Below are 25,094 nucleotides of genomic sequence, written 5' to 3' on the forward strand. Positions count from 1 at the left end.
TGTGAGTGCTCCTCGGTGGGGTGGCTCGCAACACCACGCAAGAAGGTCTGTTGCGTAGGTCACTCTGTCGTGCTAAATCCGACGGTAGAGGTGTGTGCGGCGGGCGGAAATCCCCTTTCGGAGAGGGCCTGGCCGCTTTGCGAACCCACACCCAGGTGCCGACGCGGACGCCTTCGGAACCCGGCGCCGAGGGTGCTCGAACAGTGAGAAAAGGACGTAATGCGTGTGATCGATCCTCAGGACCCACCGGACACGGCGCAGGTCTTCCCGGTCGAGCTGCCGGGCGGCACGGTGTACCGATCGGACGATCTCGACGTCTACCGGGCCGGCGTCAACAGTGTTTTCTACCCCGCTCGCCTCGACCTGGTCAGGCCGCATACACACCTGACGCACGCCCGGCTCTCCGCCGTGCGACTGAGCCACCTCACCCTGGGAATCGTGCACTTCGGCGCCGAGGTACTCATCGACCCCGGCGATGTGGGCGGCTACCACATCAACATCCCCCTGTCCGGGGCAGTGGATTCCCGATGCGGTGCGCAGCAGACCATCGCTACCCCAGGACATGCCGCCGTCTTCACCCCGAACGAGCACACCATCCTGCCCTCGTGGAGCGCAGACGCCACCCAGATCTGCATCAAGATCGACCGCGGAACACTCGAAACCGAACTCACCCACATCCTGGGGCGGCCCCTCGATCGGCGAGTGAAGTTCGACATCGGTCTCGACCTGACCACACCACCGGGACGCCGGTGGTGGTCGACACTGCAGATTCTCGTCGACACCATCAACGACCCCGGCCCGATCCCCCGTCGGGTCCTCGCCGCCCAGGTCGACCTCCTCGAACGCGCCCTCATCACCGGGCTGCTGCTCAACCACAGCCACTCCCTGACCGAAGCACTCCACGCCGACGACACCCCGGAGAATCCGAGGGCATTGCAGAAGGTCGTCGAACTGATCGAGAGCACCCCCGGCGCCCAGCACACCATCACCGACCTGGCTCGCGTATCCGGTGTGGGCGCACGCCAATTACAAAAACTCTTCCGGGACCGATACGACATGAGCCCCTCGGTGTACGTGCGCAGTGTCCGCCTCGAACGCGTGCGGTCCGACCTTCTGACCGCCACCGACGACACGGCCACCGTCAGCGACATCGCCTACCGATGGGGTTTCAACCACCTCGGCCGGTTCGCCCGGTTCTACCAGCAAAAGTTCGGCGAACCGCCCTCCCACACACTGCGCCGATGAACACCACGCGGATTTCCAGTCGGAACTCAGGGAATCCCTCAGTTTCGAGCGAAATTGCGGACAAGCCCTGTCATCTTCCGACTTGAATGGCGTGGCGGCTTCGTGCTCGAACTGACGGGTTCGATGGATCGCATCAGTCGCCAACCATGTTGCGCGGCAACGAATCCGGAAATTGCGCCGAGGGTCATCGCACAGCTTCCCGGTCGGTGGGGTCGGTGGCCGACACGGCCGGTGTCGGGTTCACGTCGTCCCTTCGCAGTGGTACGAGTGCGGCCAGTGCTGCGCCCACGACGGCCGGGGCGGCGAAGGCCAGCAGCTGCCAGGTGGTGCCCGCTCCGACGGCGACGAAGAAGCCGCCGTACGTCGGTCCGATGATCGCCCCGATGCGTCCGACTCCGAGTGCCATTCCGATGCCGGTCGTCCGGCATGCCGCGGGGTAGTGACCGCCGATGAACGTGTTGAGCAGGATCTGGGTTCCGGTGGTGCCGACGCCGGCGAGCAGCACCAGCAGGTAGACGACGGCGATGGGCGGACCGGTGGCGATCAGGATCAGTGAGACTGCGGCGCAGAGGAATCCGAGTGCGGTGACGGGTTTGATCCCGTACCGGTCGGCGAGTGCGGCGCCGCCGAGGGCTCCGACTGCGCCGCCGACGTTCAGGGTCAGCAGGAAGGACAGCGCGGCCCCCAGTGGATATCCGGCCGACTTCATCAGGGCGGGCAGCCACGTCGCGACACCGAAGAGCACCAGCAGACACACGAGGGTCATGCCCCAGAACAACAGTGTCGCGGTCGTCCGTTCGCTGCCGAACAGTGCACGCAGTCGGCGTTCGGAGTGCGGACCGGTCGAGGTGGCGGGCTCGGGTTCGAGCCCGTACCGGGCGGCGATCGCCGTGGCCGCGGTGGTGCGGCCGCGGGCGGTCAGGTATGCGGGCGATTCGGGGAGATACCGGAGCATCAGGGGCAGGAACAGCAGTGCCGGAACCAGCCCGGCCACGAACATCGCCCGGAAACCGAACGTGGGCACGAGCCACAGCGACAGCACACCGGCCAGAATTCCGCCGATGCTGGTGCCGACGAATCCCATCGCGACCGAGCGTGCCCGGGTTCGACTGTGGGAGAACTCGATCAAGGTGGAGGCAGCGGTCGGCATGAGGACGCCGGCGCCGACTCCGACCGCCATCCGGCCGACACCGAATACCGCCGGGGTGGGCGCGAGTGCGCAGACACCCATCGCGGCGGAGAACACCAGGACCGCGGCGAGGAGGGTGCGGCGGCGGCCCCAGCGGTCGGCGACGCCGGCGGCGACCAGCGCGCCGACGAGCATTCCCACGCCGGTGAGGGAGCCGAGCATGCCGACGTCGGTGGCGTCGAGTTGCCAGGGCGCGTACGCGAGGAGGGAGGGAACGACGGTGCCGTACATCAGCAGGTCGTACCCCTCGAGGACCAGCGCCATCAGGCAGAGACCGATGACGGGGGCGGTGGTGGGGCGGGCAGTCATGTGTACTCCGCTCGACCGGGCGCCCGACGACCGCGGCGCGGTATCGGGTGCCCGGATGTAAAGGGGGTCAGGAGAATCGGTCGGACAGCCAGGCGCCGATGTCGGCCGCGGCGAGGGCTGCCCCGGTGGGTGCGCCCTCGGCGATGGGTCCGCCGAAGTGGGTGCCGGCGACCCGGACGTGGGTCTTGTCCGCCGACCCGAGGGCATCGCACATGGTTTTGGCGTCGTCGGGGAAGCAGGCCTGGTCGGCGGTGAGTTCGACGAACAGGGCGGGGGCGGTCACGGCGGGCGCGCAGCGCAGGAAGTCGGCGTTGGTGCTGAGCCCGGACCACGTCGACAGCCAGGCATCGGGGGTGGCGAAGCGGCCGAAGCCGACGAGTCCGTAGTTGGTCAGGTCCGGCCGCCGACCGAACAGTGACCCGTAGGGGCGCTCGTTGGGGCTCAGGGACAGGTCGGTGAACCGCAGGTCCGCGTCGGTGCGGTAGACGGTGAGGACGCGGGGCACGAGCGCGGCGCGTCGGTCGGCCGGTTCGGCGGTGCCCCTGTACCGGCGACGCGCGTCGGCGGCCTCGTCGACACGCTGCCGGGCGATCTCGTCGAGGCGGGCGACGCGGTCGTGCTGCGCTGCCCGGTAGCGGGTGACGAACTCGGGTGCATACGCCGAACTGTGTGGGGGTTCGGCGAATCCGTTGGCCGGATCGAACGGATTCAGCTCGGGATCGGCCGTCAACGGATCGGATTCGTCGACGACGGACGGGTCGATCAATCGGAGCAGCAGGGCGCCCTGCCCGGGGTGCGGGGCCATGAACACCGCGCCGTCGGGCAGCGGCATCTGTGCCCCGGCCAGATCGATCGGTCGTCCGGCGGGAGTGTGGGCCAACCGCTCCGCCCCGGGCAGACCGGCCTGCTGGTGATAGAACGCGAACAAGGTGCCGCCGCCCGAGTGCCCCAGGGTGACGACGTGCTCGAAACTCTTCTCGCGCAAGAAGACCTGACCGGCCGCCGCATCGAGCAGAGCCTGCTCGTGCACCAGGGCGACGTCGTTGTTGACCGAGCGGGTGCCCTGCGTCCACACCGCGTAACCGCGGGCGAGCAGTTCGGGCACCAGCACGTGGTGCGTCAGGTCCTGGCGGGGGTGCATGAGTGCGACGACGGTACGGGCGCCGGGGACGACCCGCAGCACACCGGTGATTTTCGCCCCGTCCGCGGTCGCGAGTTCGTGCACCGACGTGACGGTGCTGTCCGGCGCCTGCGCGGCGTCGATGTACCGGCCGGCGCCGAGCCGCCGGGTGTCCGCGCTCATCGCGGCTCGATCCGCATGGCGTCCTTGTCCCACTGGGTGATCCGGGACTGCGCCAGTCCGGCGACGCTGCTGTACCAGACGGCGTGACGGCAGCCGGTGGTCCGCCGGTCGATGACGATGTCGGAGTCGGACACGATCCGGAAGTAGGGTCCGACGTGGTCGACGGTGACCGCCGGATCACGGCCCGCGACCTCCGCGACCGCAGTGTTCTCGGGGACGTCGAGGACGAACAGGGTGGTCATCGGGTCGCCATCTCCTTCGATTCCTGTTGCTGTTGCCAGGCGGCGGCGCGTTCGGTGATCAGTTCTGCCTTGCGGGTCAGCAGGGCGTCCATGCTGGGGTCGGGCCCGGTCACCACGTCGACGAGGGCGTCGATGGTGAGGTTGGCGTCGAGGTCTTCCTGCGGGGTGACCGGGCGCAGCGCCCGGGTGATCTCGATCATGTAGCCGTTGGGGTCGTGGGTGTAGATCGACTCGATCGTCTCGTGCTGGATCTGCATCTCCACCGGCCACGCGCTGCCGTCGAGGCGGTGGCGGTATTCCATCAGGTCGTCCTCGCTGTCGACGTGGATGGCGAGGTGCCGGGAGCGGATGAAGAAGATCGGGACGTCCTCGGCGAAGCGGGAGTACGAGTCACCCTGCGGTCCGCCGTCGAAGGGTTCGAGACCGAAGTAGTAGAAGAAGGCCAGCCGGTCGTCGTTGCCGATGTCGAAGAAGAAGTGGATGAAGTCGGGGTGCTTCTCCGGTCCCCACCCGGCCGCGCAGATCGAGTGGACGACCGGGAACCCGAGCACGTCGCGGTAGAACTTGACGGTGCCGGCCGGATCGAAGGTCGGATAGGCGACGTGATCGACGCCTTTGACGGTGTGCTGCAGTTCGGACATGGTGAACTCCAAGGGGTTCGGGGTTACTGACGGGCGGCGGCCGGTGCGTCGGCGCGGAGCAGACTGCCGGCGCCGGGGATGTCGACGGTGAGGTCGAGGGCGCGCAGCAGGCTGTAGGCGCCGGCGGTGGCGGCGGAGAGGACGGGCAACCCGAACTCGTCCTCGGCGGCCTGCACCAGGGGAAGCGAGGGCATCTGCACGCAGGCGGAGATCACGAGTGCGTCCACGCCCTGCAGGTCCAGGGATCGGGCGGCGTCCATCACCCGGTCGCCGGGGATGCATCCGACCTCGGCGTTGTCGGCGACCTCGAGTGCGCGCCAGTCGTGGACCTGGATGCCTTCGGCCTCGATATACGCGACGACCTGCTCCGCGAGGGGGCGCAGGTAGGGGGTGACGAGCGCGATGCGCTCGGCCCCGATCGCCCGGAGCGCTTCGATCAGCGCGCCGGCACTCGAGCGGACCGCCGCCTCGGAGCCGCCGGTGGCGAGTTGTTCGGCGACCAGCCCTTCGACGCGCTGATGCTCACCCGGTCCGACCGACATCAGCGCGACCAGGCAGGCGTAGAGGACGGCGTCGACTCCGGCGTCGCCGAGTTCGAGAATGCACCGCTCACGCTGGGCATTCATCGCCCGCAGTTGCTCGGGCGAGACGGCCTGCATGCGCATCCGGCTCGAGTGGAACGAGAACTGTGCGTCGGCGTGCTGACCGAGCAGCGCCGGCATCTCCGTCTCGACGGTCACATTGGAACTCGGGACGACGAGTCCGATGCGATGAATCCCCATGGTGTGCCCTTCTGATGTCGATTTGTCGCGAAGCGGGGGAGTGAGCACCCCGGCGCGCGGTGATTTACGCTCATGCCGAGTATTCGACGTTCGCGACAATTCGTCAAGCCCCCACGTCCGGGCCCGCAGGCAGCGCCCAGGACGTGACTGCTCTCACAGCCCGCTCTTGACATGTCATCAGACACGTCGAATACTCGACATTGACGTAAGACGGTGTTGGAGGACGACCTCGCACCGGTCGGGAACTTCCACCTCATTTCGAAGGAGCGCAGAGGTAATGGCATATGTGATCGGAGTGGACGTCGGTGGCACGTTCACGGATGCGGTATTGGACGACAATGCCGGCACAGTTCTCGCCGCGAAGGCTCCCTCGACCCCGCCGGACTATTCGCAGGGCGTGATCGACGTCCTCGACGTGCTCGCCGAGCAACTGGGGTGTCCGGTCGAGGAGATGCTGGCGAACACACACCACATCGCGCACGGGACCACGTCCTCGCTCAATGCCCTGGTCATGGGGAACGTGCCGCCGGTCGGGTTCCTCACCACCAAGGGACACCGCGACTCGATCTACATCATGAACGTCGAGGGGCGGTATCTGGGCAGCTCCCCGGAGCAGCTGCAGAACGTGATGGGGCAGAGCAAGTCTCACGGCCTGGTGCCGAAGAAGCATGCCCTGGAAGTGACGGAGCGCCTGGACCGCGACGGCAACATCGTCGTGGCACTGGACGAGGATTCCGCCCGCGAGGCGATTCACGCCCTCGTCGACGACGGGGTGTCGGGCATCGCGGTCTCGCTGCTCTGGTCGTTCCGCAACCCGGCGCACGAGCAGCGGATCCGCGAACTCGTCCACGAGATCGACCCGACGATGTTCGTGTCCCTGTCGAGTGAGGTGAGCCCGCGTATCCGCGAGTTCGCCCGCAACGCGACCACCATCATGAGCACCCAGATCGGCCCCGGGCTGCGGGACTACCTCGGCGAACTGGAGACGAAGCTGCGTGACCGGAAGCTCGCCGGACCGCTGCTGGTGATGCAGAGCAACGGCGGCGCCGTCGCCGCCGCCGAGGCGCCGAAGAACGCGATCAGCACCGTCGGATCGGTGCTCACCGGCGGCGTCGTCGGAGCGGTGTCGCTCGGCACCCAGCTCGGGCACCGCAACATCATCGCCACCGACGTCGGCGGCACCACCTTCCTCGTCGGACTCGTCGTCGACGGTGAGCCCGTGCGCGCGTCCAGCACGATCATCAACCATCACCCGATCAACGTCCCCACCCTCGAGGTGCACGCCATCGGATCCGGCGGCGGCGCGATCGCCTGGGTCGACCAGGGCGGCAACCTGCAGATCGGCCCGCACAGCGCGCAGGCCGTGCCCGGGCCTGCCTGCTACGGGCAGGGCGGCACCGAACCCACCAACGCCGACGCGAACCTGGTGCTCGGGATCCTGCCCGAACGCGGCCTTCTCGGTGGCCGCAAACCACTCGACAAAGAACTCGCACGGGAAGCGATCCGCACCAGGATCGCCGAACCCCTGGGCCTGTCGATCGAGGACGCCGCCGCCGCGATCTACGCGGTGCAGAACGCCCAGACCGGTGACCTGCTCCGCAAGACCGTGGTCGAGGCCGGACACGATCCTCGCGACTTCGTGCTCTACGCATTCGGCGGTGCCGGCCCAGCGCACTGCGCCGCCTACGCCCGCGAGGTCGGGGTCCGCGAGGTCGTCGTCCCGCTCGGCCAGGTGGCCTCCGCGTTCTCCGCCTACGGTCTGGCGTCGTCGAACATCGTGCTCGCCGCCGAGCTGTCGGACCCGGCCGCGATGCCACTCGATCCCGTCCGGGCCGAACGCAACTTCGACCAGCTCGAGCACCAGGTCCGGGCAGCGCTCGACCGGCAGGGGCTGAAGTTCACCGGCGTGGAGGTCGAACGGGAGATCGACATGCGCTACACCATGCAGCTGGCGGAGGTGGCGACACCGGTGCCGGCCGGAAGCCTCGACGCCGAGGGAGTCGCCCGGGCGTCGGACCTGTTCGAGCAGCGCTACGCCGAACTCTACGGACAGGACAGCGGATTCCGGGAGGCCGGGATCCAGGCGATCACCTACCGGGTGCGCGTCACCGGCGTCCTGCCCTTCTCCCCCACCCTGCCCGAACTGAAATCCGCGGACTCGGCCGACGCGTCCGCCGCAAAGATCGGCACCCGCAAGGTGTGCCTGGACGGGCGGATCGGCTACACCGACACCGACGTCTACGACTACAGCAAACTGCTCGCCGGACACGTCCTCCAGGGCCCCGCGATCGTCGAGGTCCCCACCACGACGGTCGTCGTCCCGCACGAGACCACCGGCACCGTCGACCGCCTCGGCAACCTCAACATCGTCGCCCAGTAGGAGCACCCGAAGATGACCATGCAAATCCCCGGCGCCGAAATTTTCTCGAGCCGACCGATCGACCCCGACGAACTCTCACGCTCACTGCCGCCGTCGCTGCCCGTCCACAGCGTCACCCAGGAGCAGATCGACGAACTCGACCCGCTGACCTACGAGGTCATCCGGCACCGGCTGTGGTCGGTCACCGACGAGATGGGCGAGGCCCTCAAGCGGATGTCCGGCTCCCCCATCGTCACCGACGCGAACGACTTCGACTTCGCGATCAGCGACGAGATCGGCCAGGAAGTCCAGGTCGGTCTGTACAACACGATGCTCGTCGGCGCCGTCGACCTCGCCATCTACTGGACCCTCCGGCACCGCGCCACCAACCCGGGCATCACCGAGGGCGACATGTTCCTGTGCAACGACCCCTGGGTCGGGGGCGGCCTGCACCAGAGCGACGTGATCGTCTACCAGCCGGTCTTCTACGACGGCAAGCTGTTCGGGTGGACCAGCGCCATCTGCCACGAACCCGACCTCGGCGGGTCCGGGCTCGGTTCGTTCGACCCGTCGGCGAAGGACGTCTTCTCCGAGTCGTTGCCCACCCCGCCGATCAAGGTGGTCCGCGACTACGAACTGCAGCGCGACGTCGCCGACGCCTGGGTGCGGCGGTCGCGGGTGCCGATGCTCGTCGGCCTCGACCTGCGCGCGAAGATCGGCGCCAACACCGTCGGCCGCAACCGTCTGCTCGCGGTGATCGAGCAGTACGGCGCCGACACCGTCAAGGCCGTGATGAAGCGGATGATGGCGGACGCCGAGGGGCGTCTGCGCGGCAAACTCGACTCGTTGCCGGACGGCACGTGGAAGGCCACCGGCTACCAGGACCAGTCCCACACCGGTGACCGCGGAATCCACAAGATCACCGTGGCGATGACGAAGACCGCGGACCATCTCACCTTCGACTTCACCGGCACCGATCCGCAGACCGGTGTCATCAACTGCACGTACGCCGGCATGCGCGGCGGCGTGATGCTCGCCCTCCTGCCGATCCTCGCGGGTGACATCCCGTGGTCCGCAGGCGGGCTGATGCGCTGCTTCGATCTGGTCTCCGAAGAGGGCACGATCAACAACGCCACGTTCCCCGCCGCGGTCAGCCGCGGTCCGATCGGACCGGCCTGGCTGACGGGCACGCTGATCGCCGAGTGCCTGTCCCAGATGCTCGACCGTTCCGTCGATCTCGGCAAGAGCGTTCAGGCCGCGTGCTGCGGCACGTGGGACACCGCGGTGATCGCCGGTCTCGACGAGCGGCCCGAGCAGTCGGTGCCGTTCCTGAACATCATGATGGAACCCATGTCCGGTGGGTACGGGGCCCGCCCGACCGCCGACGGCATGGACACCGGTGGCCTGTTCTGCATCCCGATGGGCCGGATCCCGGACACCGAGATGACCGAATTCCTCTACCCGCTGCTGACGCTGTGGCGCCGGGAGGAACCCGACTCCGGCGGGCCGGGACGCCAGCGCGGCGGTGTGAGTGCCTCGATCGCCGTCACCCCGTACGGCACCAGCCTGCCGATGGGATTGGTCCTGGCGTCCGCGGGCAAGGCCGTCGCCCAGAACAACGGACTCGCAGGCGGTTACCCCGGCAACACCGGGGTGGAAGTCCTCGCCCGCGACACCGGCGTGGTCGAGCAGTTCGCTGCCGGCCGCATCCCGGGCTCGCTGGACGACCTCGGCGGCGGTCGCGAATTCGGTGCCTGCTACGCCGAAAGCTATGTCGCCCCGGGCGAAGTGCTCTACATGCACTGGCAGGGCGGCGGCGGATACGGTGACCCCCTGCTGCGCGATCCGGTCGCGGTGGCCGCCGACGTCCGCGAGGGCAAGGTCACCGAGCACGGTGCCGAGACCGTCTACGGTGTCGTCCTCGCCGACGGTGACGCCGATGAGATCCGGACCTCGGATCGGCGGGACGCGATGCGCACAGAGCGCCGGAATCGCTCCGGAGGAACCCTGCCGGACGCCCCCGTGGTCGACCTCGCCGGGGCGCGCAGGCTCGACGACAACCTGGCCGAGGTCACCGTCGGAGACACCCGGGTGATCGCGTGCGCCCAGTGCGGACGCCTCCTCGGCGACGAGAAGAACAGCACCTCCCTCGATCTGGCGCGGTTCGAGGGCCCGTCGTCGACGGCCGGGCCGCAGGTCACGTCCGATCCGGCAGAGTACGTGGACGCCCCGGTCGTCTTCCGGCAGTTGTGCTGCCCCGGTTGCTGGACGGCCGTCTACTCCGGCATCGTGCCCGCCGATCACCCCGATCACGCCCTCGATGTGGCCCGGCTCCTGCCCGCGGTGGCGGAGCGGTGACTTTCCGGGTAATCGCACAATGGAGGGAAGGAGGACCGCGGTGACATTCTCGGACTGGGGCGGACGCCTCGTCACGTTCCCCGGCGACCGGGCCGCCCGCTATCGCGACAGCGGGGCGTGGAGCGACGACCCCACCGGGCGGCGGCTGCATCAGGTCGCCATCCGGTTCCCGGATCGGCCGGCGGTGATCAGCGCGGAAGGCTCGATGAGCTTCGCCGAGCTGGACAGGCGCACCGACGAGATCGCGGCCGGGCTGATCGGGCTCGGACTCCGCCGACTGGATCCGGTGATCTTTCAGCTGACCAATCGGCTCGAGACGGTCCTTGCGTGGTACGGATGCATCAAGGCCGGGCTGGTCCCGGTGGCCACCCTGGCCGCGCACCGCATGCACGAGATCGGGCACGTGAGCCGCACGGTCGGCGCCGTCGCCCACGTCGTGGAGGCCGGACTGCCCACGTTCGACCTCGTCGACTTCGCCCGTGAGCACGCCGACGGCCACCCCAGCATCCGGCACGTCATCACCGTCGGGGACGGGGCGGGCTCCGGCGGGCCGGACGTGATTCGACTCGAGGATCTCGGAGCCGGCACCGATCCCGGTGCGGCCCGGGCCGCCGTCGAGGAGATCGAGGCGCACACCGATCCGCTCGACGTCGCCGCGTTCCAGCTGTCCGGCGGCACCACCGGTGTCCCCAAGGTCATTCCGCGGATCCACGCCGAGTACTGGAACAACGCCCGGATGTACGCGCAGCGGCTCGGATGGGACCAGGACAGCCGGGTGGCGCACCTGATCCCGATCATCCACAACGCCGGAATCTCGTGTGGGCTGCACGCGGCGCACTCGGTCGGTGCCTGCCTGGTGCTGGCCACCGCCGATGCGCCGACGGCCTTCGAGTTGATGGCGAAGGCGCAGGCGACCGAAGTCCTCATCGGACACGGCCACTACCAGGCGGTGCTGGGCCCGGACTTCGACAAGGCACGGGAAACGCTGCGTCGCGTCGTCCTGTCCGGTGCCAAGGTCCCCGCCGAATTGTTCGACCGCGTCGACGACGGTGCCGGCCACTGGGCGGGGCAGTTGTTCGGGATGTCCGAGGGACTGTTCACGGTGACCCCGCTCGACTCCCCCGCGCGGGCCCGCCTGACCACGGTGGGCACACCGATCGCCTCCGACGACGAAATTCGCATCCTCGAACCCGGCGGCGAGAGGGAACTCGCCGACGGTGAGGTGGGTGAATTGTGTTGCCGTGGGCCGTACACCATTCCCGGCTATTTCGACGCGGCCGACCACAACGCGGCCGCCTTCACTCCCGACGGCTTCTACCGCACCGGAGACCTCGCCGCGATCACCGTCATCGACGGCGGGCGCTATCTGTCGATCGAGGGCCGCATCAAGGACCTCATCAACCGGGGCGGTGAGAAGGTCAACGCCGAGGAACTCGAACTACTCCTTCTCGAGCATTCCGGCATCGCGGATGCCGCGGTCGTCGCCATGCCCGATCCCCGCCTCGGGGAGAAGACGTGTGCGTATCTGATCGCCAGGGACGGGGAAGGTTTGCCGCTCACCGAGATTCAGGAGCACCTCGCGAAACTCGGCGTCGCCAAGTTCAAGTGGCCGGAACGACTCGAGTGGGTACCCACCCTGCCCCACACGAACGTGAACAAGATCGACAAGAAGCGGTTGCGTGCCGAGATCGCGGCGAAACTCCTCGCCGAGGCGGACGCGCCCCGCGCGGTCGTGTAGGGACCGCAGCGCGAATCGACTGCGGATCAACACTTTCGGGGCATGCCTGCACAGGTGTGCCCCGAAAGTCGTTCACCCCTATTCGTCGCCACTGGATTGACCAATCGACATATACGTAGAATAATCAACACAAACGTCACACAGACTGGAGTCAGCCCATGAACCTCGAGCGAGTCGCAGTGATCGGCGGCGGCCCCGGCGGTCTCTACGCCGCGAGACTGCTCAAGCGAAGCCACCCGGACGCCGAAGTGACCGTCTACGAACAGAGTTCTCCGGACACGACATTCGGATTCGGTGTCGGTCTGGCTTCCCGAACCCAGCGCAACCTCCGTGACGCCGACGCCGCGTCGCTGGACGCGATCGTGGCCGCCGCTCACCCGCACGAGATGTCGATGCAGGTCGGGAGCGAGGTCGCCCGGCTCGCGCACGGCGATCTCCTCGCGATCGCGCGCACGACGCTGCTCGCGGTGCTGCAACAGCACGCCCAGGATGCCGGCGTGCACCTGCGCTTCGGCGAACGGCGCGAGGCCGCAGATCTCGACGCGGACCTCGTCATCGCGGCGGACGGGATCAACAGCGCCACCCGCACGCAGCTCACCGACGAGTTCGAACCGCGAATCGACACCGGTGCCGGACTGTATCTGTGGTGCGGGACCGACTTCGCTCTCCCCAGCGCCATCTTCGTCCCGGTCATCACCGAACACGGCACGTTCGTCGCCCACGCCTACCCGTACGCGGCGGACCGCAGCACCTTCCTCATCGAAACCGATGAAGCCACCTGGCGGCGAGCCGGATTCGACGCGTCCACCGATCGCACCGCACCCCAGGACAGCGACGAGGTCTCACTGCAGTACCTCCAGGACGCGTTCGCGGAGACCCTGCAGCATCATCGGCTCATCGGAAACCGCACGAAGTGGATGCGGTTCCGCACCGTCGGCTGCACGCGCTGGCACAGTGGCAACGTCGTGCTCCTCGGCGACGCCGCCCATACCGCGCACTACTCGATCGGGTCCGGCACCAAACTCGCGATGGAGGACGCCATCGCGCTCGACCACGCCCTGACGAGCGCGGCGAACCTCGACGATGCCCTCACCGAATACGAGCGGATCCGTCGCCCCGCCGTCGAACACCTTCAGCAGATCGCCCACCGCAGCGAACTCTGGTGGGAATCGTTCCCGCAGCGCATGGACCTGCCCGTCGACCAGCTGATGATCGCGTACATGACCCGGGCGGGAAAGGTCGGTCTGGACCGGTTCGCCGAGTCGGCGCCGACCGTCGTGTCCCAGGGCCTCGCGAGTTACGCGAGCCGGCCCGCCGGCACCGTGTCCCCCACCGACATCACGGACTGGATCCTCGCACAACCACTGGCCTACCACGGTGCGGACTTCGCCACCAGGATCGCGCCGGCAGACCTGCGCGACGCACCCACGACGGCGAAGCTCGACGTCGTATCGACCGCCGCCTGGGACGCAGAGGCCGACACCGTCGTCGACAACGCACCGCAGGCGGAGATCCTCTGGCTCACCGGACCGGACTCCCGCGCCGCCGTGCTGAACCGCCTCGACCTCGCCGAACGTCTACTCCGGGCCACTTCGGCGACCGTCGTCGTCGAGGCCCCCGAGACCCACCGCGCCGATGTGGCGGCCGGCCTGGCGAGCGCACGAGCGCACCTCGCGTTCTTCACCGAACCGGCGTCCGCGGAACCCGAGCCGATCATGTCCGGCACCGGAGCGCCGACATGACCGCGCGGACCGCTTCCGGCTCCCACTATCCTTCGGACATGACACGTGAGCAGGCCACGCCCAGCCGGCGAGGCCGCGGCAAGGCATCGGCAGGCCCGGCAGCGCAGCCCTCCGAGGACAGCGCAGCCGGTCGCAATCCCCGCCGCGAGCTGGTCGAGAAGCAGATCATGGAGCAGGCCACCCGGTTGTTCGCCGAGCGGGGATTCGCCAGCACCACCCTGCAGGACATCGCCGACGCCACCGGTCTGACCCGGCCCGCCCTCTACCACTACGTTGCCAACAAGGACGAACTGCTCTCGCGGCTCGTCAGCGAGAGCACCGAGACTCCCGCCGCCCTGCTGCACGAGATCAACGAGCGCACCGAACTCGGCCCCACCGAGAAACTGCGCGAAATGGCGGTCGCCATCGCCATGCACCAAGGTGAGAACCCCGACCGGTTCAGGCTGATCATCCGATCCGAAGCGGAACTTCCGGAAGACATCGCGCGCAGGTACCAGCAGAGCCGACGGCACGTGCTGAAGGAATTCATCACCGTCATCGAAGACGGCATCAAAGCCGGCGAGATGCGTCCGGTCGATCCGCGGACTTCGGCACTCGGCATCATCGGCATGCTCAACTGGATCGCCTGGTGGCACCAGCCGGGGAAAGAGGACGACGACCGCGCCGTCGCCGCTCAACTCGCGGACATGGCACTGCGCGCCGTCGTTCACGAAGAGTCCACCCCGACCGGGCTCGAAGGACCCGCACGGGCGATCGCACTGCTCCGGCAGGACCTCAACTACCTCGAACGACTACTCGAGAGCACGCCGAAAAGCCCGAGCGACGACGCGGACGGCTGAGCAGCGACCCGTCTGGCAGAGCGCTGCGCCTTCGAGCGGTGCGGTGAGGCCGAGTGGCCGAGTCGGTTCATCAGCGTCTCGCCGGAAGGCATTCGGAGGAAGTCGATTTCGCTGCTCCGCCCGCGCCGCGGTGCAGGCCTCCGGATAGGAACATGCCTGGGTCATGCGCGCCTGGTCGGCTCCAACACCCAGTTCCCTCGTCGTCGGGCCCTTGTTTTCGGAACGGACCGGACAAAATGTTTTGGATCGATCCAGCAATGTTTTCCCTGATCGCCGCAGTTTCGGGGACCTGAATCGGCATATCTTCGCCTGACGTGGTCCATTTGCCTCTTGGATCGATCCAGCGTTGTGCGGTATGGTCTGTATCGCAGCTCACACCGATCAGCAGAAAGGGGCCGGACATGGGCCGAGTCACCCTCACCGACGTCAGTCGGCATGCCGGAGTGTCCCGCTCGACCGCGTCCCTGGTGCTCAACGACAGCCCGAGCGTCGCACCGGAAACCACCCGCAAGGTTCGGGAGGCGATGAAAGCGCTCGGCTACGTCTACAACCGGCACGCGGCGATGCTGCGCAATCAGCGGTCGATGACCCTGGGGCTGGTCGTCACCGAGGTGCAGAACCCCTACTTCGCCGAACTCGCGATGACGCTCGAGGACGTCGCCGATCGCAGCAACTACGCGGTGTTCATCGGCTACAGCCGTGACGATCCGGCTCGACAGCGCAGACTGCTCGACCGCTTCGTCGAACGCAGCATCGACGGCCTGATCCTGCTCCCGGCCGGGGACACACAGGCCGCTGAGATCGACGAACTACTCGCGTCCAGTGGCATCCCGCTGGTGCTGCTCGCCCGGCACTTCCATCTCAGCCACGACTACGTCGGTGCCGACAACGTCGAGGCCGGACGCCTGCTCGGCCGCCATCTGCGGGCAATGGGCGTGCGGACGGTGGCCATGGTCGGCGGTCCTCAGCACACCTCGGCTCGCCGCGAGCGCGAGGACGGCTTCCTCGACGCGATCGCGGGGTCGGACATGACCATGTCCCCGACCGAGGGCCTGTTCGGGGAGGCCACCCCGGACGGCGGCGCCGACGCCACCCGCCGGCTTCTCGACCGCGGCGAGATTCCCGACGCGATCGTGGCGTACAGCGACATCGTCGCCGTCGGCGTATACGCCGAACTCACCCGCCGGGGACTCGAACCCGGCCGCGACATCGCCGTCGGCGGCTTCGACGACATCGCCGGATCCGCGCACCGCACCCCACCCCTGACCACCGTCGCCACCTTCCCGACCAAGATCGGTGAGAAGTGCGGCGAACTGATCCTCGACCGGATCGGCCAATCGCTGACACCGAACGGTGCCGGCTCCCCGCCCGCGCACAGCCATCACCTCGTCGCCCCCGCACTTCGGGTGCGTGCCTCCACCGCTGCCTGGCGGCCTCGTCGCCCGTAGCGCGACCCCTTCCGCGTAGACCAGCACGGATCCGCTGCACCTATACCCGCCAAGTAAGCGCTTTCAAGGAGATTTTCCGATGCACACCCCTCGCGTACTCACCGCCCGCCAGGCCGCCGACCTCGTCCACGACGGCGACATCGTCACCGTCAGTTCGTCGTCCGGGCTCGGCTGCCCGGATGCCGTGCTCGCCGGTCTCGGACAGCGGTACGAGGAAACCCGGTCGCCGAAGAACCTGACCAGCATTCACCCGATCGCCGCCGGCGACATGTGGGGCATCAAGGGGATCGACCACATCGCTCGGCCCGGTCTGCTGTCCCGGGTGGTGGCCGGGTCGTACCCGTCCGGGCCGTCGTCGGCGGAGCCGCCGCGGATCTGGCAGATGATCGAGAACAACGAGATCGAGGCCTACAACTTCCCGTCCGGGGTGCTGTATCAGCTGCACCGGGCCGCCGCCGCGAAGCAGCCGGGTGTGCTCTCGAAGGTCGGTCTGGACACCTTCGTCGACCCGCGGATCAGCGCCGGCCGGATGAACACCGTCACCCCGGACGCGTTCGTCCGCGTGCACGAACTCGACGGCCAGGAATGGCTGTTCTACGACGCTCTGGTCCCGAACGTGGCGATCATCCGCGCCACCACCGCCGACACCCACGGCAACCTCACGTTCGAGGAGGAGGCGTCCCCGCTCGGCGCCCTGGACCTGGCCTACGCGGCCCACAACAACGGCGGTGTCGTCATCGCCCAGGTCAAGTACCTCGCCGAGGGCGGCAGCCTGAGCCCGCAGGCGGTGCAGGTGCCCGGAATCCTCGTCGACGCCCTGGTCTTGGCGCCGGATCAGTTGCAGACCACCCAGACCGAGTACGACCCGGCAATCTCCGGGGGGATGCGACGTCCGCTGAGCACCCTCGAGCCGGTGCCGTTCACCCTCGAGAAGATCATGGCCCGCCGCGCCGCGGCCGAGTTGCAGTCCGGGGAGATCGCCAACCTCGGCTTCGGTGTCTCCGCGCTGGTGCCGCACGTTCTGGTCGAGGAGGGATTGGCCGACGCGGTGTCCTGGGTGATCGAACAGGGCCCCGTCGGCGGAGTACCGTTGCTGGACTTCGTCTTCGGTGTCGCGCAGAACCCCGATGCGATCATGCAGAGTTCGGATCAATTCACCCTGCTGCAGGGCGGCGGGTTCGAGCACTCCCTGCTGTCGTTCCTCGAGATCGATCAGCACGGCAACGTCAACGTGCACAGTCTGCCCAAGCGCAGGCACGTCACCGCCGGAGTCGGCGGGTTCGCCGACATCACCTCCGCCGCCCCGTCCATCGTGTTCGTCGGATCGTTCACGGCAGGCCGCCGCGACATCGGCATCGAGAACGGCGCCCTGCAGATCCGGGCCGACGGCCCGCACACCAAATTCGTGAAGGAGGTCGATTCCCCGACCTTCTCCGGAAAGCGAGCGCTGGCCACCGGGCAGAAGGTTCTCTACGTCACCGAGCGGGCAGTGCTCGAACTGCGACCGGAAGGGTTGACCGTCATCGAGATCGCCCCCGGTGTGGACCTGCAGCGGGACGTTCTCGACAAATCCGAGTTCGAGCTGCGCGTCGACCCGAACCTGAAAACCATGGCGGCCGAGCTGTTTCGCCCGCAGCCGCAGAACCTGACCCTGGCCCCGCTGCCCGAGCACCCGCGCGTGCAGGCGGTGTGGGCATGACCGCAACCACCCCGACCGAGGACCATCACATGACTCCCACCGACGTCCGCACCGACACCGGCCGGATCACCGTCCGCTACTCCCACGAGGGCCGGATGGCGACCGTCCTGATCGACCGCCCCCGCAAACTCAACGCCCTCACCCTCGAGCTCCTCGACGACCTCTACACCGAACTGCGGGCGATCGAGCACTCCGACGCCCGGGCGGTGGTGGTGAAGACCGCGGGCGAGAAGGCATTCTGCGTCGGAGCGGACATCACTCAGTTCGCGCACTTCACGCCCGCGCACATGTGGAAGCGGTGGATCGCCGAAGGGCACCGGGTATTCAACTACCTGGCCCGGTTGCGTCAGCCGACGATCGCCGTCGTCGACGGGATTGCCGTCGGCGGCGGACTCGAACTCGCCCTGGCATGCGATCTGCGGGTCGGCGCCGGCACGGCGCGCCTGGGGTTGCCGGAAACCAGCCTCGGCACCATCCCCGGGTGGGGCGGCACCGAACGGCTCACCGCAGTGGTCGGCGCGGCCCGTGCCAAGGAACTGATCTTCACCCGCCGCCAACTCGACGCCGACACCGCCCTCGGGTGGGGCTTGCTGAACGCGGTCGCCGAACGTGACGACCTCGACACGGTGACGACAGAGATGGTCGACCGCATCCTCGAAGGCGCCCCCACCGCCGTCCAGGTGAGCAAGCAACTCGTCGACGCGGCCGCCGCCGGCGCCCCGTCCTCGATCCTCGAGGCGCTCGCCAGTGGGTTCACCGCGGCTACCGACGATTTCGCGATCGGCGTCACGGCATTCCAGAACAAGACCACCCCCACCTTCACGAACTCCTGACCCCCGCACCTCCCGCAGCGATCCCCTCGAACGGATTGGCAGATCCATGACCCTTGATCCTCACCCCGCGGCAGACCCCGACGCAGACACCCAGGTCCCGGTGGTCACCAAGGAAGACGTCCGCAAGGCCGCCTGGGGCGCCTCCGCAGGCAGCGCGCTCGAGTACTACGACTTCGCCCTCTACAGCCTGGCGTCCGCGCTGGTGTTCGGGCCCCTGTTCTTCCCGACCGACAATCCCGCGACGGGCCTGGTGCTCAGCTTCGCTACCTACTTCATCGGCTTCGCCGTCCGCCCGCTGGGTGGGGTGTTCTTCGGCCGACTCGGAGACCGGCTGGGCCGAAAGTTCGTACTGATGGCCACCATCATCCTGATGGGTGTGGCCAGCACCTGCATCGGTCTGCTGCCGACCTACTACGGCAGCGAGGGCGACTGGTACTCCGGCGGTGTCGGAATGCTCGCGCCGATCCTGCTGATCGTCCTGCGCATCGCCCAGGGCCTCGGGGCCGGCGCCGAGATGGCTGGTGCGTCGATCCTGATGACCGAGTACTCGCCGCCGAAGAAACGCGGCTTCTACGCCTCGCTGCCCTTCCTTGGTGTGCAGGTCGGCACGGTCGTTGCGGCCCTGGTGTACTTCCTCGTCTACCGCGGGCACAGCGAGATCACCGACACCTGGCTCTGGCGGGTGCCGTTCCTGGCCAGCGTCGTCATCCTCGCCGTCGCGATGTACCTGCGGGTCAACCTCAAGGAATCGCCGACGTTCAAGAAACTCGAAGCCAAGGACCAGATCGACGAGCGTCCGCTGCACAACCTGCTGAAGCACTCGCGTCCCTCCCTGCTGCGCGGCATCGGGTTGCGGCTCGCCGAGAACGGGTCCTCCTCGATGTACCAGGCCCTCGCCGTCGCATACGTGACCAGTGCCGCCGTCGGCATCAAGGGCCCCATCGGCGCCCTCTCGCTGGTGTTCGCCGCCTCCCTCGGATCGATCGTCATTCCGATCGCCGGCAAACTCTCCGACCGTTTCGGCCGGGTCAAGACGTACCGCGCCTTCGCTTACTTCCAGTTGGTGTCCGCCTTCCCGATCTGGTGGGCACTGAGCCAGGGCAGCGTGGTGCTGACGATCGTCGTGATCTCCCTCGCGCTCGGCATCGGCACGTGGGGCATGTTCGGATCCCAGAGCGCCTTCATGAGTGAGTTGTTCGGGTCCCGTCAGCGCTACCTCGGCGTGTCGGTGGCCCGTGAGGTCTCCGCGGTACTCTCCGGCGGCATCGCACCGCTGATCGGCGCCTGGATCATCGCGATGGTCGTCGCCGCCGACGGCGGCAAGGAGGTGCCCGGCGCAGGGCTGGGATCGTGGGTGTTCATCGCCGGATACCTGTGCATCCTCACCCTCATCACGATCGGCACGACGTACATCACCCCCGACCCGATCAACCGCGACCTCGACGACCCCCTCGACGCGGTCTCTGCCGCCCGCAACTGACCGTACGACGCGACCCGTCGAAGAACAGGGGAATCCGGTGGCACAGCGGACCCGAGCGTCAGCGAGCCGTCGTCCGACGATCATCACGGTGGCGAAGGCCGCCGGGGTGTCGACCGCGACTGTCTCCCGGGTGCTGAGTGGAAGCTCCGCTGTGACACCGGATCTCGCTGCTCGGGTGCACAAGGCCGCCGACGACTTGTCCTACCGCCCGAGCAGCGCCGCCCGGGGCCTGGTGCTGGGGTCGATGCGCAGTGTCGGTGTGATCCTGCCCGACCTGGCGAACGCGTACTTCTTCGACGTGGTCAAGCAGATGCATCACGGCGCCACCGAAGACGGATACCGGATGCTCGTCGCCGACTACTCCGGTACGGCGGCCGACGAATACGCCACCGCCCTCGACCTGCTCGGCCAGGTCGACGGGCTCGTTCTGCTGTCTTCGCGAATTCCGTTGGCGGGACTGACGGAACTGGCCCGGCAGCCGGCTCCGGTGGTGCTGGTGAATCGGATCGAACGCGGAATCGACCTGCCCATGGTCGCGATCGACAACTTCACCCCCATGATGCAGCTGTGCGGGCACCTGGCCCGGCTCGGTCACCGCCGGGTCGTCTACCTCGCGGGATCGGAACTGTCGTGGCAGAACCGGGAACGGTGGCGCGGCCTCGAGATGGCGAGGGCATTCGGGATCGACGCGGTCGAGGTGGCCTCGGACGGCACCATCGAGGGCGCGTACACCGCCGTCGACGAGGCGCTCACCCATGAGCCGACCGCACTGATCTGCTTCAACGACCTGTCGGCCCTCGGGGCGATCTCGAAGCTACGTGGGCTCGGACTTTCCGTGCCCGAAGACATTTCGGTCACGGGGTTCGACGACATCGCCGTCGCCCGGCACATCGACCCTCGCCTGACGACCGTGGTGAGCCCGAAGTCCCGGCTCGGCGACCAGGCGTGGGCCTTGATGCACGCGGCACTCGCGTCCGCACCCAGCACCTCGCCCCCGCTTTTGTCCGCCGACATGGTGATCCGCGACTCCACCGGCCCGGCGAAGTGACACCGGTTCGAGCGCCGGCCTCACCCGAGGCCGACGCTCGGACGCTCAGATGCGGGCGAGGCCTTCGGTGGCGGCCTCGGTGGCTGCCAGGGCGGTCTCGGCCCACCAGCGGTCGCTGAGGACTTCGACCTCCACGAGTCCCCGATAACCGGCGCGCTCGCACTCGGCGACGAATCCGGTCATGTCGATGCAGCCCTCGCCGGGCATGCCGCGGCTGCTCAACTCCCCGTGGATCGGGGTCACCCAGTCGGCGAGCTGGACCGAGAACAGCTTGTCGCCGGCCCGGGCGATCTGTTCCGGCAGCGCCGCGTCCCACCACACGTGATACGAGTCGATCCCGATCCCCACCAGGTCGGAGTCGATGGACTCGACCAGATCGTTCGCCTCCTGCAGCGACGTGATGACGGATCGGCTCGACGCCATCATCGGGTGCATCGGTTCGACGGCGAGCCGCACACCGGCCGCTCGCGCGTAGGGCTCGAGTTCGGCGATGCCGTCCGAGACCTGCCTGCGGCCGCCTGCGAGGTCGCCGTAGGCGGCGCCGCACACGAGGTAGAGGCATTCCGCGTCCAGGGCGTGCGCCTGATCCACGGCGACCCGGTTGTCGTCCATGGTCTTTCGCCGCAGCGTGGCGGTCGGTTGCGGGAACATCCCGCCGCGGCAGACGCTGCTGACCCGCAGGCCCGACTGCCGCAGCCGGGTGGCCGCCGCGGTCAGGTCCAGGTCCTCGAGCACGTCCCGCCACAGGCCGACGCCGCCGAACCCCCACATCTCGGCGAGGTCGGCCACCTCCGTGAATCCCGATCCCTTGACGGTGACGGAATTCAGGCTGCACCGCGCGAGGTCCATGTCAGCGGATCCCGTGCACCGCGAAGTACGCAGAGGCGCGTGCGGCGGTGAAGTCCGGATCGGTGAACAGGCCGATCGCGTCGCCGGCGCGGACCAGTTCGGCGAGATGCGTCAGGCTGCGGCCGGTTTCGAAGCCGCCGATCATCCGGAAATGGTCCTGCTTGCCGCCCAGGTACGCCAGCCACGCCACCCCGACCTTGTAGTACTGCGTCGGTGCGGCGAACAGCAGCCGGCTCAGGGTTTCGGTGGGGCCGAGGATGTTCCGGAAGCCCTGCTCGTCGCCGTCGTCGAGGCGGGCGAACGCGGCGGAGGCGAACGGGCCGAGCGCGGCGAACGCACCGAGGAGCGCGTCGCTGGTGTGGGTGCCGTCGCCGGCGATCAGGTCGACGTAGTTGTAGTCGTCGCCGGTGAATACCCGGACACCGTCGGGCATCCGCCGCCGCAGGGCGATCTCGAGGGCGGGGTCGAGCAGCGACACCTTGATGCCACGCACCCGTTCGCGGTGGTTGTCGATGATCTGCAAAACGGTGTCCATCGCCGCTGACGGGTCGGAGAATCCCCAGTAGCCGTCGAGTGCGGGGTCGAACACCGAACCCAGCCAATGCAGCACGACCGGCCGGGTGGCCGCCGACAGCACCGCGTCGTAGACGGAGAGGTAGTCGTCGGGGCCGCTCGCCGCCCGGGCGAGGTGCCTGCTGGCCATCAGCACCACCTCGCCGCCGGCGGATTCGATCGCCTCGACCTGCTCGAGGTACGCGTCGCGGATCTCCTCCAGCGAGGGCGAATCCGTTTTCAGCTGATCGGTGGCGACACCGACGACTACCCGGCCGCCGACCGACTTCGCCTCGGTGAGGGTGCGGACCGCGAGTTCGCGCGCGCCGGCCCAGTCGAGCCCCATGCCCCGCTGCGCGGTGTCCATCGACTCGGCCACCCCGAGTCCCAGCGACCACAGGTCGCGGCGCAGTTGCAGGGTGGCGTCCCAGTCGATCTGGTCCGCGGCGTTCTCGGCGGACGCGCGCAGCGGATCGGCGACCACGTGCGAGGCCGCGTACACCGCTCTGCTGGTCGGTGCCGTGGACCGGGTGTCCAGCCGGGCGGGCTCACCGAGCACGAGCGTGCCGGTCGAACGATCGAGGTCGGGAAGAACAATCGAGGCCATGAAATCTCCTGAAATCGCTTTCTTGCTGAAGTATGGATCACGATATACTGTGATGAATAGCAAGGTCTAGACCGTATTGAGTCTCAGTTCATTCACTGAAAGCATTTTCCGGCGCGACTGGGTCGGCATTGTTCGCCGTCGCCGCGCCACCCGAAGGGAGCCACACCGTGGGCGCATCAACACAGGTCACCGAACTGAAGGGCAAGGCCGCCATCGTCACCGGCGCGGCCGGAGGAATCGGATCCGCTATCGCCCGGGCGCTCGCGGCGCAGGGCGTCGTGGTGGTGGGAGTCGACGCCGACCCGAAGATCACCGAGGTCATGGACGGGATCGGCGGGCACGGGCTGTGCGGGGATCTCACCGATCCAGCCTTCAGCGCATCCGCCGTCGACCTCGCCCAGCAGGTGGCCGGAAGCCTCGACATCCTGATCAACGCGGCAGGCATCCAGCTGCGGACCCCCGCGATCGATGTGGAGGAGGACGGCTGGCAGCGGCTGGTCGACGTGAACCTGTCGGCCGTGTACCGGCTGACCCGGCAGGCGATGAAATCGCTGATCGCGTCGGGCGGCAGTGTCGTCAACATCGCCTCGCTGTCCGCCGACCGCGCGGTGCCCGGCATCGTGCCCTACGGTGCGACCAAGGCGGCGCTCACCCAACTCGGCAAGGGCCTGGCGGTCGAACTGGGGCCGCAGGGCGTGCGCGTGAACACGATCGCGCCGGGCTACATCGAAACCCCGATGACCGCCGAGGTGCTCGGCCAGGAGGAGTTCCGCGCCCAGAAGCTGAGCCGGATTCCGTTGCAGCGGTTCGCCGACGGTGACGACGTCGCCGATGTCGTGCTCTTCCTCGTCTCCGGCGCCGCCCGCTACGTCACCGGCGTCGTGCTGCCCGTCGACGGAGGGTACTCGATCACATGACCGAAGCAACGACGATTCCGTCGGTCACCCTGAGCAACGGGGTCGTGATGCCCGCCATCGGATTCGGGGTGTTTCAGATTCCCGACGACGCCATGTGCACCACCGTCCGGCACGCACTGGCGGCCGGGTACCGGGCCTTCGACACCGCTCCGATGTACGGCAACGAACGCTCCCTCGGTCGTGCTCTCACCAATTCCGGTGTGCCCCGCGAGGAACTGTTCGTGACCACCAAGGTCTCCAACGAGGACCAGGGTTACCAGTCGACCCTCGACGCCGTCGAGAGCAGCGTTGCCCGCCTCGGCCTGGACTACGTCGACCTGTGCCTGATCCACTGGCCCGCCCCCGCTCGTGGCGCGTACCTCGACACGTGGCGGGCACTCGAACAACTCCACGCCGCCGGACGGATCCGGGCGATCGGAGTCTCGAACTTCCAGGCCGATCACCTGGACCGGCTGCTCGAGGTCGCCGCCGTGCGTCCGATGGTGAACCAGATCGAAATACATCCACTGCTCCCCCAGCAGCCGATGGTGGAACTGCACCGGAGCCTGGGCATCCACACCCAGGCATGGGCACCACTCGCCCGTGGCCGGCTGCAGGAGAATCCGGTACTCACCGAACTCGCACGCCGGCACGACGTGTCCCTCGCTCAGCTCGTGCTGCGGTGGCATCTGCAGCGCGGCACAATCCCTCTGCCGAAATCGTCTTCACCGGAACGAATGCGCGCGAACATCGACGTGTTCGACTTCGCGCTCGACGCCGACGAGATCGCGCAGATCACGGCACTGGACCGGAACGAGCGAACAGGACCTCACCCCGACGACGTCCACTGAACCAGGCCCCAGGAACCCGCGCCGATGAGTTTGTCCTGCCCTCGGAGTCTCTTCCTCGTTACCATCGTCGAGAGCGCAGGAGGA

The 25,094-nt window shown here is 68.0% G+C and carries 20 protein-coding genes; 13 read left to right on the forward strand and 7 right to left on the reverse strand.

The genetic code is table 11. The annotated features are described in order from the left end of the window. Window positions 1-225 precede the first annotated feature (225 nt). On the forward strand, window positions 226-1,245 hold the full coding sequence (locus AC1DWT_RS09845) for an AraC family transcriptional regulator (RefSeq protein WP_241031412.1): 1,020 nt from the start codon (window positions 226-228) through the stop codon (window positions 1,243-1,245). Window positions 1,246-1,429: 184 nt separating this feature from the next. Here AC1DWT_RS09845 and AC1DWT_RS09850 read toward each other — a convergent pair whose 3' ends face one another. From AC1DWT_RS09850 to AC1DWT_RS09870, 5 genes are all read right to left on the reverse strand, one after another. Further along, on the reverse strand, window positions 1,430-2,743 hold the full coding sequence (locus AC1DWT_RS09850; RefSeq protein ID WP_206014121.1) for an MFS transporter: 1,314 nt from the start codon (window positions 2,741-2,743) through the stop codon (window positions 1,430-1,432). A 67-nt stretch (window positions 2,744-2,810) separates the two neighbouring features. Beyond that, entirely contained in the window at window positions 2,811-4,046 is a 1,236-nt protein-coding gene (locus AC1DWT_RS09855) for an alpha/beta hydrolase (protein ID WP_072942638.1), read from the reverse strand. Further along, a complete protein-coding gene (locus AC1DWT_RS09860; RefSeq protein ID WP_072942636.1) occupies window positions 4,043-4,288 on the reverse strand; it encodes a hypothetical protein in 246 nt (81 codons plus the stop codon). Before AC1DWT_RS09860 ends, AC1DWT_RS09855 begins: the two co-directional genes overlap by 4 nt. Continuing rightward, the gene (locus AC1DWT_RS09865; protein ID WP_072942654.1) at window positions 4,285-4,929 is read right to left on the reverse strand and encodes a VOC family protein; all 645 of its coding nucleotides are present in this window, start codon (window positions 4,927-4,929) and stop codon (window positions 4,285-4,287) included. The genes AC1DWT_RS09860 and AC1DWT_RS09865 overlap by 4 nt, the downstream gene beginning before the upstream one ends. A 23-nt stretch (window positions 4,930-4,952) precedes the next feature. Next, window positions 4,953-5,711 (reverse strand): maleate cis-trans isomerase family protein, encoded by a 759-nt coding sequence (locus tag AC1DWT_RS09870; RefSeq protein ID WP_072942635.1) that lies wholly within the window; start codon window positions 5,709-5,711, stop codon window positions 4,953-4,955. 277 nt (window positions 5,712-5,988) lie between these two features. Between AC1DWT_RS09870 and AC1DWT_RS09875 the strand changes: the two genes are divergently transcribed. The 10 genes from AC1DWT_RS09875 (at window position 5,989) to AC1DWT_RS09920 (ending at window position 21,255) form a co-directional block, all read left to right on the forward strand. After that, window positions 5,989-8,091, forward strand: a complete 2,103-nt coding sequence (locus tag AC1DWT_RS09875) for a hydantoinase/oxoprolinase family protein (RefSeq protein WP_072942633.1) — start codon at window positions 5,989-5,991, stop codon at window positions 8,089-8,091. A 12-nt stretch (window positions 8,092-8,103) separates the two neighbouring features. Continuing rightward, window positions 8,104-10,428 carry a hydantoinase B/oxoprolinase family protein gene (locus AC1DWT_RS09880; protein ID WP_206014120.1) on the forward strand — a complete coding sequence of 775 codons (2,325 nt, stop codon included), beginning with the start codon at window positions 8,104-8,106 and terminating at the stop codon, window positions 10,426-10,428. A 40-nt stretch (window positions 10,429-10,468) separates the two neighbouring features. After that, complete coding sequence (locus tag AC1DWT_RS09885) at window positions 10,469-12,166, forward strand: (2,3-dihydroxybenzoyl)adenylate synthase (RefSeq protein ID WP_206014119.1); 1,698 nt, start codon at window positions 10,469-10,471, stop codon at window positions 12,164-12,166. 158 nt (window positions 12,167-12,324) lie between these two features. Then, window positions 12,325-13,908 carry an FAD-dependent monooxygenase gene (locus AC1DWT_RS09890; RefSeq protein ID WP_206014118.1) on the forward strand — a complete coding sequence of 528 codons (1,584 nt, stop codon included), beginning with the start codon at window positions 12,325-12,327 and terminating at the stop codon, window positions 13,906-13,908. Window positions 13,909-13,946: 38 nt separating this feature from the next. Beyond that, complete coding sequence (locus AC1DWT_RS09895; protein ID WP_174705500.1) at window positions 13,947-14,747, forward strand: TetR/AcrR family transcriptional regulator; 801 nt, start codon at window positions 13,947-13,949, stop codon at window positions 14,745-14,747. A gap of 401 nt (window positions 14,748-15,148) precedes the next feature. Further along, complete coding sequence (locus AC1DWT_RS09900) at window positions 15,149-16,195, forward strand: LacI family DNA-binding transcriptional regulator (protein WP_072942625.1); 1,047 nt, start codon at window positions 15,149-15,151, stop codon at window positions 16,193-16,195. A 79-nt stretch (window positions 16,196-16,274) separates the two neighbouring features. Continuing rightward, the gene (locus AC1DWT_RS09905; protein ID WP_072942623.1) at window positions 16,275-17,894 is read left to right on the forward strand and encodes an acyl CoA:acetate/3-ketoacid CoA transferase; all 1,620 of its coding nucleotides are present in this window, start codon (window positions 16,275-16,277) and stop codon (window positions 17,892-17,894) included. Further along, window positions 17,891-18,727 carry an enoyl-CoA hydratase/isomerase family protein gene (locus tag AC1DWT_RS09910; protein ID WP_241031411.1) on the forward strand — a complete coding sequence of 279 codons (837 nt, stop codon included), beginning with the start codon at window positions 17,891-17,893 and terminating at the stop codon, window positions 18,725-18,727. Before AC1DWT_RS09905 ends, AC1DWT_RS09910 begins: the two co-directional genes overlap by 4 nt. A gap of 46 nt (window positions 18,728-18,773) precedes the next feature. Continuing rightward, window positions 18,774-20,207, forward strand: a complete 1,434-nt coding sequence (locus AC1DWT_RS09915; RefSeq protein ID WP_477920382.1) for an MFS transporter — start codon at window positions 18,774-18,776, stop codon at window positions 20,205-20,207. A gap of 37 nt (window positions 20,208-20,244) precedes the next feature. After that, window positions 20,245-21,255: a LacI family DNA-binding transcriptional regulator gene (locus AC1DWT_RS09920; RefSeq protein ID WP_072942619.1), complete on the forward strand. Its 1,011-nt coding sequence runs from the start codon at window positions 20,245-20,247 to the stop codon at window positions 21,253-21,255. Window positions 21,256-21,300: 45 nt separating this feature from the next. Here AC1DWT_RS09920 and AC1DWT_RS09925 read toward each other — a convergent pair whose 3' ends face one another. Both AC1DWT_RS09925 and AC1DWT_RS09930 read right to left on the reverse strand, forming a co-directional pair. Then, window positions 21,301-22,104 carry a sugar phosphate isomerase/epimerase family protein gene (locus AC1DWT_RS09925; protein WP_072942617.1) on the reverse strand — a complete coding sequence of 268 codons (804 nt, stop codon included), beginning with the start codon at window positions 22,102-22,104 and terminating at the stop codon, window positions 21,301-21,303. A 1-nt stretch (window position 22,105) separates the two neighbouring features. Then, a complete protein-coding gene (locus tag AC1DWT_RS09930) occupies window positions 22,106-23,263 on the reverse strand; it encodes a dihydrodipicolinate synthase family protein (RefSeq protein ID WP_206014117.1) in 1,158 nt (385 codons plus the stop codon). Window positions 23,264-23,430: 167 nt separating this feature from the next. Between AC1DWT_RS09930 and AC1DWT_RS09935 the strand changes: the two genes are divergently transcribed. Together AC1DWT_RS09935 and AC1DWT_RS09940 are read left to right on the forward strand one after the other, a co-directional pair. Then, the gene (locus AC1DWT_RS09935) at window positions 23,431-24,180 is read left to right on the forward strand and encodes an SDR family NAD(P)-dependent oxidoreductase (RefSeq protein ID WP_072942614.1); all 750 of its coding nucleotides are present in this window, start codon (window positions 23,431-23,433) and stop codon (window positions 24,178-24,180) included. After that, window positions 24,177-25,010 carry an aldo/keto reductase gene (locus AC1DWT_RS09940; RefSeq protein WP_072942612.1) on the forward strand — a complete coding sequence of 278 codons (834 nt, stop codon included), beginning with the start codon at window positions 24,177-24,179 and terminating at the stop codon, window positions 25,008-25,010. Before AC1DWT_RS09935 ends, AC1DWT_RS09940 begins: the two co-directional genes overlap by 4 nt. Window positions 25,011-25,094: the final 84 nt, after the last annotated feature.

The organism is Rhodococcus sp. P4_B6, from assembly GCF_056402215.1.